This is a genomic window from Streptomyces litmocidini, from assembly GCF_014649755.1.
Classification (GTDB): Bacteria; Actinomycetota; Actinomycetes; order Streptomycetales; family Streptomycetaceae; genus Streptomyces; species Streptomyces litmocidini.
This window is the reverse complement of record NZ_BMTQ01000009.1, coordinates 83,919-96,932: the sequence shown is the minus strand read 5'-3', so window position 1 is coordinate 96,932 and position 13,014 is coordinate 83,919. Positions and strand designations below refer to the sequence as shown.

Genomic DNA, 13,014 nt, shown 5'->3' with positions numbered 1-13,014 from the left:
GGCTCGGTGCGGGCACCGCGCGGCGGCGGGGCGGTGGGACGGCGCGCCGTCCCCGGCCGGCGGGCGTTCCGGCCCGTCGGCGGACGGGCGCGGGGCCGCCGGGGCGTTCGGCGGGAGGCGGAGGGCGTCCCGCCGGCGGGCGGAAGGGGCGGCCCGGGCGCCGCCTCGGCGGGCGGAAGGGGCGGCCCCGGGGACGGGGCCGCGTCCGGAGGCGGACCGGGTCGCGGTCCGCGGCGGACGGGCCGGCCGTCCGGCGGCGGTCGGGTCAGACCGCCATCAGGTAGCCCTGGAAGCGGGGCATGAGGTGTTCGAGGGCGCGGACCTCGGTCTCCGTCAGGTCGGGGTGCCAGACGTCCCACAGGAGGACCGCGCGCTGCTGCGTGCCCCGGTTCCACGCCTCGTGGATGAAGCTGTCGTCGAAGAGGATGACCTTGCCCTCCTCCCAGCCGCGCTCGTCGTCGCCGACCTTGATGGAGCAGCCGGGCGGGACGATCAGCGGGAGGTGCGCGGTGAGGAGCAGGTTCACGCCGCCCGTGTGCGGGGTGATGTGGACGCCCGGGTTGAGGACGGTGAACATGCCGTCGCGCGGCCCGTGCGGGGTCGCGGACAGCGCCTCGACCGTCTTCGGGCAGCGCCCGCGGGCCTCGTCGCGCCAGGTCCCGTCGCGGTAGATCTGGTACGTGTCCCAGCCCTGCCAGCCGAGTTCCTTGGTGTAGAGGTCCTCGTACGGGGCGAAGCGGGCCTCCGCCTCGCGCAGCGCCAGGAACTCCGCGCGGATCTCCTCGAACGCGGCCTCCATCCCCGCCACCCACGGCCGGTCGGCCGTGTCGTGCCACGGCAGGGCGCTGATGCCGGGGAAGAACAGGCGGGTCGGCTCCTGGTCGTCGTGGAGGTACTCGGGGGCCTTCTCGCCGACGAGGATCGCCAAACACTCCTCGACCCGCTCCAGCCCGTCGGAGCCCACGGCGTCGCGCAGCTCCGTCATCACGCTTCGTACGTCCATGTCAGTTACTCCTTGTCGTTGGGTCGGTCCGGCCGGCGGCGCGTCCCCGGGTGCGGGCCCGCGCGGCGGCGCGGCGGCGGTTGCCGCGCGCGGCCGCGTCGTCCGCCCGTGCACCGGCCGGGTCGCCGTGCGGGGTGGCGTCCGAGGTGCCGCCCGGCGCGTCGAGGCCGGCGACGAACTCGGCGACGGTGGGGCGGGCGAAGATGTCCACGAGCCGTACGGGTCGGCCGAGCCGGTCGGCGAGGTCGAGTTGCAACCGGGCGGCGAGCAGCGAGTTGCCGCCCGCCTCGAAGAAGTTGGTGTGGCGGCCCACGGCCCGGTCGGCGCCCAGCACGCGGCGCCAGGCGTCGGCGACGAGCTGTTCGGGGCCTTCCGCCGGTGGCGCCGACGCGTCGGGGACGGCCGCCTCCGGTACGGGCAGCCGGGCCCGGTCCCGCTTGTTGGTGCGGGTGCGGGGCAGGGCGTCGAGCAGCACCACGCGTTCCGGGACGACCGGGGCGGGCAGCCGGGCGGCGAGCAGCGCCCGCAGCGCGGCGGGGGACACGTCTGCGGTGACGACCGCGTACCCGACGAGGCGGGGCGCGGACGGGGTTCCGTGGAGGGCGGCAGCGGCCTCCCGCACGTCCGGGTGGGACTCCAGGATCGCCTCGATCTCCTCCAGCTCCACGCGGTTGCCGTGGATCTTCACCAGGCCCCCGGTGCGGCCGGTGAAGGCGAGTTCGCCGTCGGGCAGCACCCGGCCGAGGTCACCGGTCCGGTACAGCGTGCCGCCGGGCCGCCACGGGTCGGGGACGTACGCGCGGCGGCTCTCCTCGGGCCTGCGGTGGTACGAGCCGGCGAGGAGGTCGCTGCGCAGGTGGATCTCGCCGACGACGCCGACCGGGCAGGGGCGGCCCCGGTGGTCCAGTACCAGCGCCTCCCGGCCGGGGATGGGCCGCCCGATCGGCACGGACGACGGGAAGCGCTCCCCCGGCGCCAGCTCCCGGTGGGTGGCCAGCACGCACTCGGTGGGCCCGTACAGGTTGTGCAGACGGGGCCGTACGGGGCGGTCCGCCCAGGCGTCGGCGAGTGACGGGGGCAGCACCTCCCCGGCGAGCAGCAGGTGCTCCAGGTCCGGGAGCGCGGCGCCGTCGCGGTCGAGGGCTTCGGTGAGCACGGCGAGGAAGCCGGGCACGGTCTGGATCTGCGTGACGCGTTCGGCGCGCAGCCAGGACGCCAGGGCCACCGGGTCGCGCCGTACGTGGTCGGCCGGGACGCACAGGGCGGCGCCGTGGCAGAGCGCGGCGAACACCTCGGTGTAGGCGGCGTCGTACGTGAACGGGGCCCACTGGGCGACGCGGCTGCCGGGCCGCACCCCGAAGGTCTCGCCCTGCCAGTGGGCGAACTGGGCGAGCGTCGCGTGGGGCAGGACGATGCCCTTGGGGCTGCCGGTGGAGCCGGAGGTGTACACCAGGCACAGCGGGTCGTCGCCGGTCGCCTCGTGCGCGGGCCGGGCGGCGGACTCCGGTGCGGGCGCGGCCGGTTGGGCGCCGGGCTCGGGAAGCTCCGGGTCGAGCGGCTCCACGGGGACACCGCCGAACGTCCCTGCGGCCGCGTCCCACAGGTCCGGCAGCGCGGCGAGGGAGGACTCGGCGGCGAGCACGCACAGCGGTTCGGCGTCGTCCAGGACGGCCCGCAGGCGCGCCCGCGGCGAGTCGGCGTCGAGTACGGCGAACGCCGAACCGGCCTTCGCCACGCCGAGGACGGCCGCCGTCTGCGCGGGCCCGGTGGGCAGCAGCACGGACACGAACCGGCCCGGCCGCGCGCCCCGGCCGAGGAGCCGGCCGGCGATCCGGTCGCTCCAGGCGTCCAGCTCCCCGTACGTGACGGCCCGCCCGTCGTGGCGGACGGCGACCGCGTCGGGGTGCTCCGCGGCGCGGGCCCGGAACAGTTCGTGGACGGGGGTGGCACAGGCCTCGCGCCAGGTGCCGGCGGGAGAGGCGGGGCGGGGCGACGGGACCTCGGTGTGGTGCGGGTCGACGGGGGCCGCGGCCGCCTCGGCGTCCGGGTCGTCGAGGGCCGCGCGCAGCAGGGTCTCCAGGTGGCCGGTGAAGCGGGCCACCCACGCGGGCGTGAACCGGCCGGTCGCGAACTCCAGTACGCCGTCGATCCGGTCGGGGTGCTCCTCCAGCGCCAGGGTGAGGTCGTACTTGGCGGTGCCCGTCGGGACCGGCAGCAGCTCGCCGGAGGCGTCGCCGAGCCGCACCCGGGCCGGTATCGCGTCCTGGAGGACGAGCGTGGCCTGCACGAGGGCGGGCCGTGCCGGGTCGCGGGGCAGGCCGAGGGCGTCCACCAGGCGGTCGAGCGGTACCAGGGAGCGGTCGAGGTCGTCCGCCAGGCGCTGCCCCGTGCGCCGGGCGAGCGCGGCGAACGACACGTCGCCGCGCAGGTCCACGCGGACCGGCAGGGTGGTGACGAGGGAGCCGATCAGGCCGTCGAGGCCGGGGGCGCCCCGGTTGGCGGCGGGCACGCCGACCAGCACGTCGTCGGTGCCGCCGTACCGGCCGAGCAGCGACGCGTACACGCTGAGCAGCAGCGTGAACGGGGTGACCCGCAGCCGGGCCGCCGCCGCGCGGAGCCGGGCGGTGTCGCCGGGCGTCAGCCGGAACGGCACGGTGGCGCCCTCGCCGGCCGGCCGGGGAGCGGCGTCGGGGTCGGCGGGCAGGTCCAGCACGCCGGGGTGGCCGTCGAGGCGGGCGCGCCAGTACGCGAGGTGCGCGTCGCGGGTCGCCTCGGCGGCGGGGGCCGCCAGGGCGGCGGCGTGGCGGGCGAAGTCCAGCGGGGGCGGGGCGGGGAGCGGCCCGGTGCCGGTGTGGTGGGCGTGGAGCGCCGCCAGTTCGCGGACGGCGACGCCGATGGACCAGCCGTCGACCGCGAGGTGATGGGCGGTCAGCAGCAGCACCGGCCCGGACGCCCCTTCCGCGTCGCGGGTCGCCGTGTCCTCCGCGTCCGCGTGCAGCAGGGCGACGCGCAGGAGGGGGCCGTCGGCCAGGTCGAAGGGCCGGGTGGCCTCGGCGCGCAGGACGCCGTCCCGCCACTCCTCGACCGCCTCCGCGCCCCGGCCGCGCACCTCCTCGGGGGCGCGCAGGACCGTGGGGCGCACCGACTCGGCGGGGAGCGGCAGCAGGACGGGGCCGTCATCGGTGAGCGCGCAGCGCGCCGCGAGCACCCGGTGCCGTCCGGCCAGGTCCCGCAAGGCGCGCCCCAGCGCACCGGTGTCGACGGGCCGGTCGAGGCGGACGGCCGCGGCCAGGTTGTAGGCGGCCGACTCGGGTGCCAGGCGCTGCGTCAGCCACAGCTGGCGCTGCTGGTCCGTGAGGGGTACGGGCCCGTCGGGGCGGAACTCCGCGCCGTCGGGCGCGGCGGGCGTGCCGGCCGTCGCGGTACCGGGCCCGGCGGCCTCCCGCGCGGCGCGGGCGAGGCCCCTGGGGGTCGGGTCCGCGTAGAAGGCGGCGAGCGACGGTGCGCGGCCGAGGGCGTCGCGGATCCGCCCGAGGAGGCGGGTGGCGACGATGGAGTTGCCGCCCGCGGCGAAGAAGTCGTCGGTGGTGCCGACCGTGTCCGGCGCGGCGCCCAGGAGGTCGGCCCAGAGGGCGACGACGGCCCGTTCGTCGTCGTCGGCGGGGGCCGTGGGCGCGGTGGCCGAGGTGAGGTCGTGCGCCCGGCGGGTCAGGGCGGGGCGGTCGACCTTGCCGCTGGTGTTGAGCGGCAGTTCGCCGACGGTCGCGATGACCGCCGGGACGACGGCGGCGGGCAGCAGGCCCCGCAGGTGGCGGCGGAGCACGGCGCCCGGCGTCTCGTCGCCACCGCCGTCCGCGACGTCCTCCGCACCGTCCGGCGCCCCGTCCGGGACGACGAACGCGACGAGCCGGGGCGCGGCCGTGCGTTGCCCGTCGACCACGACGGCGGCGGCGCGCACCAGCGGGTGGGCCGTCAGGTGCGCCTCGATCTCGCCGAGTTCCACGCGGTGGCCGAGGATCTTGACCTGCTGGTCGGCGCGTCCGAGGACGACGATCCGCCCGTCGGGCAGGTAGCGCGCCAGGTCGCCGGTCCGGTAGACGGGCGCGGCGGGGTCGCCGGTGCCGAGCGGGTCGGCACCGACCGGGTCGGGGACGAAGGCGGCCGCGGTGAGGTCGGGCCGGTTCCAGTAGCCGGCGGCGACGCCGGACCCGCCGATGACGAGTTCTCCGGTGGCGCCGAGCGGGACGGGCCGGTCGTGCCGGTCGAGGACGTGGCAGTACGTGCGGGCCAGCGGGCGGCCGACGGTCACCGGTTCACCGGGCAGGACGCGCCCGGCCGTGGACCAGATGGTCGTCTCGGTGGGGCCGTACAGGTTCCACAGTTCGGCGCCGCGCTCCAGGAGGCGGGCGGCGAGCGCGGGGTCGAGGGGTTCGCCGCCGCTGAGGATCCGCAGGCCGGGCAGGCCCTGCCAGCCGCTGTCCACGAGGGCCCGCCACAGCGACGGCGTGGCCTGCACGAGCGTGGCGCCGGAGCCGCGCAGCAGCGCGGCGAGGCGGGCGGGGTCGCGGACCGTGTCGTGCGGGGCGACGACGACGCGGCCGCCCGCGACGAGGGGCGCGAACAGCTCCAGTACGGAGATGTCGAACGTCAGGGCGGTGACGGCGACCAGCACGTCGTCGGTGCCCATGCCGGGTTCGCGGACGACGGAGTGCAGCAGGTTGGCGACCCGGTCGTGCGGCACGGCCACGCCCTTGGGGCGGCCGGTGGAGCCGGAGGTGTACATGAGGTACGCGAGGGAGCCCGGAGGCGGGCCGTCGGGGAAGGGGACCGTCCCGGCGGGCCCGGTCTCCGCCAGCAGGTCGGCGCACGCGGCGAGGGCGGGGCCCCCGTCGGGGGCGGGCCGGTCCGGGTGGCCGGTGACGAGCAGCCGGGCGCCGCTGTCCGCGAGGACGTGCGCGGCCCGCTCCTCGGGCATCGTGTCGTCGAGCGGCACGAGGACGGCCCCGGCCCGCCATATCCCGGTGACGAGCGGGACGAGGGAGCTGTCACGGGGCGCGAGGAGGGCGACCCGGTCGCCGGGGCGCACGCCGTGCCGGCCGGCCAGCCGGGCTGCCACGCGGTCGGCCGCCCGGTCCACGTCGGCGCGGGTGAGGACGTCGTCGCCGTGCCCGACGGCGGGCGCGTCGCCCCGCAGGGCGGCGAGGGCGCGCAGCGCGTGCGGGGCGGTGGGCCACGGGGCGGGGGTGCGGTCGGCCGTGTTGAAGCCGGTCACGACGCGGTCGTACGCCTCCGGGGCGGCGACCGGCAGGTCGGCGAGCGGACGGCCGGGGTCGGCGACGGCCGCCTCCAGCAGGCACAGCAGTCCCTCGGCGATCGCGGCGACGGTGTGCGGGGCGAGCGCGGCGGCCCGGTACTCCAGTCCGGCGTCGAGGTCGCCGGACGGCCTCGGTCGCAGGAACAGCGAGAGGTCGTACTTGGCGGTCCCGCTGTGCGAGGGCGCGGGCTCGGTTGCGACGCCGGGCAGGGTGAGGGTCGTGGTGGGGCCGCTGTGGAACGCGTACATGAGCTGGAACAGCGGGGAGCGGCCGCCCGCCGCCGGGGCGAGGTCCTCGACGACCAGGTCGAAGGGGGTGTCCCGGTGGGCGAGGTCCGCCTTCAGGTCGCGCCTGGTGCGGGCCAGGGCCTCGTCGAAGGTGGGGGCACCGGAGAGGTCGGCGCGGTGGGCGATGACGTTGAGGAGCGGGCCGACCATCGCGCCGAGCGCGGGCCGGTTGCGGGTGGCGACGGGCATGCCGACGACCAGGTCGTCCTGGCCGGTGAAGCGCTGGACGACCGCGCAGAACGCGGTGAGGAGCGTCGCGGGCAGGGTGGCGACGCGGCTGCGGGCGAGCGCGGCGAGGCGGGTGACGAGGTCGGCGGGGAGCGTGAAGTGGTGGACGGCGCCCGAGGTCTCGTCGGGGCGGGCCGCGCCGGACGGCGCCGGTTCGGCGGGGAGGCTCAGCACGGGCAGCTCGCCGCCGAGCCGCTCCCGCCAGTGGGCGAGGCCGCTCCCGGCGGACGGGTCGGTGCGCTGCCAGGCGGCGTAGTCGCCGAAGTCCCTTCGTCCGTCCGGAAGTTCGGGCAGGGCAGGACCGCCGCCCGTCTCGGCGGCGTACTGGGCGGCCAGTTCCTCCAGGAACACGCCGAACGCCCAGGCGTCCACGACGATGTGGTGGGCGACGAACAGCAGCAGGTGGCGGTCGTCGCCGAGCCGGAACAGGCGGGTGCGCATGAGCGGCGGGCGCGCCAGGTCGAGCGGCTCGGTGGCCGCCCGGGCGACGAGTTCGGCCAGGCGGTCCTCGCGCGCGTCCTCGGACAGGCCGGTGAGGTCGGTGAGGTCGACGGCCGGGCGGGTGCGGTCGGTGATGTGCTGGTACGGCTCGCCGTCGTCGTCGGTGAGGACGGCGCACCGCATCGCCTCGTGGCGGGCGGCGAGGACGGCGAGGGCCCGCTCCAGGGCGTCGGCGTCGACGGGCCCGGTCAGGCGGAACGCCGCGGTCTCGTTGTGCAGGGCGCTGCCGGGCAGCAGCTGTTCGGCCCGCCAGATGGCGCGCTGGGCGTACGACAGGGGGGCGCGGTCCCGGCGCGGGCGCGGCGGCAGGGGCGCGGTCATCGGCTGCTCCCGCCGGTGACGGCGGCGGCGAGCCCGGCGACGGTGGGGTCCTCGGCGAAGACCCGCAGCGGCACGTCGACGCCGAACCGCGAGCGGAGCCGGTCCAGGAGCCGGGCGATGGCGAGGGAGTCGCCGCCCAGGAGCGTGAAGCTGTCGCGGCGGCCGACGGCGGACAGGTGCAGCAGGTCGCACCAGAGCGCGGCGATCTCCGCTTCGGCGCCGTCGCGGGGGGCGTCGTCGGCGGTGGCCGCCCGCACCGCGGACGGCACGGGCAGGGCGCGCCGGTCGACCTTGCCGTTGAGGGTCCGGGGGATCGCGGCGAGCCGCGCGTACAGGGAGGGGCGGCTGCCGGGGTGGAGCCCGGCGGCGGTGTGGGCGCGCAGCTCCTCGTCGGTGACGGTGTCGTCGGCGACGACGTAGGCGCACAGCACGGGGTCGGTGTCGCCGTCCTCGGAGACGGCGGCGGCGCAGGCGTCGCGGACGCCGGGATGGCGGCGCAGGACGTCCTCGACCTCGCCGAGTTCCACGCGTACGCCGTTGACCTTGACCTGCTGGTCGCGGCGGCCGAGTACCTCCAGGACGCCGTCGTCGCGGAGCCGCCCGAGGTCGCCGGTGCGGTAGGCGTGGGTGCCGGTGAACCCGCCGGGGCGGCCGTCGAGGTAGCCGCGGAGGGGGAACGGCGTGTGGATCTCGATCTCGCCGATGGTGCCGGTGACCGGCGCGCCCGCGGCGAGGACGCGGACCTCGACGCCGGGCAGGGGAAGGCCGGCGGGAACGGTCCCGGCGTCCGCGTCCTCGGCCCCGAGGCGCCGGTACACCTTCGTCATGGTGGTCTCGGACGGGCCGTACAGGTTGACCAGGGTCTTGTCGTCGGCGAACAGGCCGCGCCACCAGGCGACGTCGGAGGGGCGTACGGGTTCCCCGGCGAGGAGCACGGTCCGCAGCGCGGGCAGGGACCCGGCGGTGAGGCCGGCGGCGCGCAGGGTGCGGAAGACGGTGGGCACGCAGTGCAGCACCTCGATCCGCCGGGCGTCGAGCCACGCGGCGAGTCCGGCGCCGACGGGGACGGCGCCGGGCGGGGCGGCGTGGACGCTGCCCCCGGCGCGGAGCGGCAGGAGCGTGTCGCGGAGGAACGCGTCGAAGCCGGGCGAGGTGAGCAGGGACACGCGGGTGCCCGGTCCGACGCCGAACTCGGCGGTCTCCCAGTCGAGGAAGTGCTCGACGGCCTCCAGGCTGCCCTTGATGCCCTTGGGCCGGCCGGTGGTGCCGGAGGTGAAGTAGACGTATCCGGCGTCGGGGGTGCCGGGGTCGCGCCAGTCGTCGGCGTGCCAGGTGCCGTGCTCGGTGTCCTCGGCGTCGATGTACCGGATGGTGTCGTCATGGGGACCGCCCGCGGCGAGGGCGGCGCGTCCGGCGCGGTCGGCGACGACGGCGGTGGGGCGGAGGTCCTCGACGATGGCGGTCCAGCGGGCGGCGGGCTGGCGGGTGTCGACGGGGGCGAAGGCACGGCCGGTGGCGGCGCAGGCCAGGAGGGTGGCGATCACCGGGGCGGGCTCGGCGCAGGCGACGAGCACCGGTCCCTCGCCGTCGGCGAGGCGTTCGCGCACTCCGGCGGCGTGGGCGGCGAGCCGCTGCCGGGTCCAGTCACCGGAGGGCGTGGTGAGGGCGACCGCCTCCGGCTCCTTCTCCACGTGGTCGGCCCAGTGGCGCAGGGTCGTGGTGTGGCTCACAGCTCTCCGTTCTTGATCCGCCCGGCCACGACGGCCAGGGGGTCGATGGCCGGGAACTCCGCGGACAGGCCCGCGGCGGTGATGGCCTGGGTGACGAGGTGAAGTTCGGTGCAGGCGGCGACGAAGTCCCGTACGCCGTAGCGGGGCAGGGCCGTGCGCAGGAAGGCGACGGCGTGCAGCGGGTCGCCGCCGGCCTTGAGGCGGTACACCTCGCGGTGCAGGGCCTGCTGGTCGTCGGGGCTGAGGAGGACGAGGTGGCGGACGGCGTCCTGCGGGCCGGTGGTGAGGAGCCCGGCGCGGGCGGTGCCCTCGGTGCACAGCAGAAGGTGGGGGCGGGCGGTGCGGGCGAGTTCCGCGTGGACGACGTCCACGAGGGAGACGCAGCGGTCGAGGAGGTCCGCGGGGAGGTCGCCGAGGACGCGGTGGGCGGTGACGCAGGCGACGACGACCCGTTCGGCGCCCGCGGCGACGAGGCCGCGCACGGCCCGCTCGACGGCTTCGCGGAGCGCATCGAGACGGCCGGTGCCGATGGCCTCGGTGCGGTCCACGACGGCGGGGTCGGACCACAGCAGGACGCGCGGCGACTCCTGTTCGGGGCGGCCGTCGGCGGGCAGGTAGACGCTGCGGAGCAGTTCGGTGGAGGCGAGGGGGCCCATGCCGCCGACGACGCCGACCAGGGGCAGGCCGGGCCGGGCGGTGCCGGCCGTCGCCGGGCCGGTGCGGGGCGCGGGGGCGGCGAGGGGCGTCATCCGAGGCACGGCAGCCCGAACTCCTCGACGAAGAGCGCGAAGGTCGCGATGACCATCAGGTAGTCGGTGTCGAGGTGCGCGTGCACCCGGTCGCCCCGGTCGCGGTGGTGGCGTACGAGCGCGGAGACGGTGTCCGGGTCGAAGTAGCCCTGCCGCCGCACGAGGGACGGGGAGAGCAGCTCCTCGAACCAGTCGGCGCCCGTGTTCAGGAGGTGCCCGCTGGTCTGGCCGCGGAAGCCGAACTTGGGCCGGGCGAGGACCTCGCCGGGGACGAGCGGCCCGGCGACCCGGCGCAGGACGGCCTTCTCGGCGCCGCCGGCCACCATCAGCGCGGGGTGGAGGGCGACGGCCTGGTCCACGACGGGCCGGGCGAGGAAGGGGAAGCGGGGTTCCACGGCGTTGGCGAGGGCCATGCGGTCCCCGTGGTCGCCGAGGAGGTGGTCGGCGAGGCGCAGGTGGAAGTCGAGGTAGGAGCGCTGGTGCAGGGGGTGGCGGCCTTTGAGCCGGTCGGCGTCGACGAGTCGCTGGGAGGTGACGGCGAACGCGTCGAAGGACGGGGCGAGGTCGGCGGAGTACAGGTCGCGGCGGATCTCCTGGGTGGTGATCTGGTCCTGTTCGTAGCCGATGTCGAGGCCCCACATGCGCTCCCGGATCTCCCGCTCCAGATGGGCGTCGAGGCCGGTGAGGCGGCTGCCGCCGAGCCCGGCGGCGTCGTACCGGTATCCGGGGTAGCCGCCGAACAGCTCGTCGGCGCCCTCGCCGGTGAGGACGGCGACGGTGCCGTCGGCGCGGACCGCCTCGGACAGCTTGAGCGAGCAGACGTTGTACGACTCGCGGACGGGCGTCTCGGCGTGGCGGACCATGGCCCGCAGCCGGTCGGCGACGTCGGCGTCGTGGACGGGCACCTCGTGGTGGCGGGTGCCGAGTTTCGCGGCGACGAGCCGCTGGTGGGGGCTCTCGTCGAAGTCGTGCCCGGGGAAGACGACGGAGTAGCTGGGCCAGGTGCGGCCGGGGTGGGCCCTGGCGGCGAGCGCGGCGAGGAGGCTGGAGTCGAGTCCGCCGCTCAGGTACAGGCCGACGGGCACGTCCGCGACGAGCCGGTCGCGGACCGCGCCGTCGAGGAGGGCGGCCACGCGGTCGGCCGCGTCGCCGAGTTCGGCGTCGAGGTCGCCGCCGAGCGGGGGGAGGTCTCCCGCGTCGGGGTAGTCGAGGTCCCAGTACCGCTCCACGGTGACGCCGGAGGCGTCGGCGACGAGCCGCTCGCCGGGGCGCAGGGAGTGGATGCCCTCGAACATGGTGCGGGGGCTGACGAGTCCGGGGAGGGTGAGGACCTGGTCGAGGCCGCGCAGGTCGACGCGGGGCCGCACCGCCGGGTGGCGCAGGATCGCCTTGATCTCGGAGCCGAAGACGAGCAGGCCGTCCACGACGGTGTAGAACAGCGGCACGATCCCCGCGTGGTCGCGGGCGAGGAGCAGCCGCCGGGCTGTCGCGTCGTACAGGGCGAAGGCGAACTGGCCGTCGAGGCGGGCGGTGAGGCCGGTGCCGTGACGGCGGTAGAGGTGGACCAGCACCTCCGTGTCGCAGTCCGTGCGGAACCGGTGCCCGGCGCGGGCCAGTTCCTCGCGCAGGGCACGGTGGTTGTAGATCTCACCGTTGCAGACGGAGACGAGGTCGCGGTCCTCCGAGAAATGCGGCTGATTGCCCCGTTCCAGATCGTTCAGGGCAAGTCGTCGAAATCCCAGCGCGATTCCTTCGCCGACATGTCGTCCGGCGTCGTCCGGGCCTCGGTGGACAAGTTCGGAAATCATTTCCGAGAGGACACGAGTTTCTATCGGACGCGCCCCGTCGAGGGAGAACACACCCGTAATTCCGCACACGTTGGAAAAATCCCCGTTTCACATCCGCACGGCACTTCCGGACGCGAGTGCCACGCTAGCCCACCAAAATGATCGGGTCAACAGAAATTTATTCATCATCCTTCGTGGTCAGGGGCTTTGACGGGCCGTCGGACTGGTCCGCCGGACGAATTCCTGAATAAGGTCTCCATACGAGCCCCGAGACGGCTCGGAAACTCCTCCAGGACAGAAGGGCAGAACGCAGTGACGCGCAACCGATGGACCCCTTGGGACTCCGACCCCGTCACCGACGGCGGCATGGGAGCGGTGCGGGTCTACTGCCTCCCGCACGCCGGCGGCTCGGCGGGCTCGTACCTGGCCTGGGCGCGCTCCCGGCAGGTGCCGGGGCTCGACTTCGTGCCGGTGGAGCTGCCGGGCCGCGGCACCCGCATGGCCGAGCCGCTGCCCGCCTCCATGGAGGAGGTGGTGGACGGCGTCCTGTCGGTGCTGGAGGCGCGGCCGGAGCGGGAGCCGTTCCTGCTGTTCGGGCACAGCATGGGCGCCCAGATCGCGTACGAGACGACCCGCCGCCTGGTGGCCGGGGGCCGTCCGCTGCCGCGCACCCTGGTGGTGTCCGGGTGCCGTCCCCCCGGCTCGCCCGTGGCGATGCCCCTGCACGACCGCGACGACGACGAACTGCTGAAGGGCATCGTCGAACTCGGCGGCACGCCCGCCGAGATCCTGGAGCACCGGGAGTTGCTCGCGATGCTGCTGCCCGTGATGCGTGCGGACCTGGGGCTGCTCTCCCGGTACATGGAGGCGGTCCGGCCGACGGTGCTGCCGTGCCCCGTGGTGGCGCTCGGCGGTGACGGCGACCGGCTCTCCGGACCGGAGTGGATCGACGGCTGGCGCTCGGTGACCGCGGGCGGGTTCCGCCGGCGGATACTCCCCGGCGACCACTTCTTCCTCCACGACGAGGTCGACGCGGTCATGGAGGAGATCGCCGGTGCCGCGGAGGAGCACGCCGGCGCGGCCGGCTGAGCCG

The 13,014-nt window shown here is 76.2% G+C and carries 6 protein-coding genes; 1 reads left to right on the top strand and 5 read right to left on the bottom strand.

Annotation, left to right across the window (positions count from 1 at the left end):
• Nucleotides 1–265: 265 nt before the first annotated feature.
• From IE180_RS20500 to asnB, 5 genes are read right to left on the bottom strand one after another with little or no spacing between them, the layout of a single operon-like run.
• Nucleotides 266–1,003 carry an aspartyl/asparaginyl beta-hydroxylase domain-containing protein gene (locus tag IE180_RS20500; RefSeq protein ID WP_190158367.1) on the bottom strand — a complete coding sequence of 246 codons (738 nt, stop codon included), beginning with the start codon at nt 1,001–1,003 and terminating at the stop codon, nt 266–268.
• Nucleotide 1,004: 1 nt separating this feature from the next.
• Complete coding sequence (locus IE180_RS20495; protein ID WP_190158366.1) at nt 1,005–7,655, bottom strand: non-ribosomal peptide synthetase; 6,651 nt, start codon at nt 7,653–7,655, stop codon at nt 1,005–1,007.
• Complete coding sequence (locus tag IE180_RS20490) at nt 7,652–9,385, bottom strand: non-ribosomal peptide synthetase (RefSeq protein WP_190158365.1); 1,734 nt, start codon at nt 9,383–9,385, stop codon at nt 7,652–7,654. The genes IE180_RS20495 and IE180_RS20490 overlap by 4 nt, the downstream gene beginning before the upstream one ends.
• Nucleotides 9,382–10,134, bottom strand: coding sequence for an aspartate/glutamate racemase family protein (locus IE180_RS20485; RefSeq protein ID WP_229860711.1), 753 nt, complete (start codon nt 10,132–10,134; stop codon nt 9,382–9,384). The genes IE180_RS20490 and IE180_RS20485 overlap by 4 nt, the downstream gene beginning before the upstream one ends.
• The gene (gene asnB, locus IE180_RS20480) at nt 10,131–12,011 is read right to left on the bottom strand and encodes an asparagine synthase (glutamine-hydrolyzing) (RefSeq protein ID WP_190158363.1); all 1,881 of its coding nucleotides are present in this window, start codon (nt 12,009–12,011) and stop codon (nt 10,131–10,133) included. The genes IE180_RS20485 and asnB overlap by 4 nt, the downstream gene beginning before the upstream one ends.
• A gap of 222 nt (nt 12,012–12,233) precedes the next feature.
• Here asnB and IE180_RS20475 point away from each other — a divergent pair, with 222 nt between their 5' ends.
• Entirely contained in the window at nt 12,234–13,010 is a 777-nt protein-coding gene (locus tag IE180_RS20475) for a thioesterase II family protein (protein WP_190158362.1), read from the top strand.
• Nucleotides 13,011–13,014: the final 4 nt, after the last annotated feature.

Coding starts and splice junctions, on each gene's coding strand:
- IE180_RS20485 (WP_229860711.1), bottom strand. CDS start 10,134: ATGACGCCCCTCGCCGCCCCCGCGCCCCGCACCGGCCCGGCGACGGCC.
- IE180_RS20495 (WP_190158366.1), bottom strand. CDS start 7,655: ATGACCGCGCCCCTGCCGCCGCGCCCGCGCCGGGACCGCGCCCCCCTG.
- IE180_RS20500 (WP_190158367.1), bottom strand. CDS start 1,003: ATGGACGTACGAAGCGTGATGACGGAGCTGCGCGACGCCGTGGGCTCC.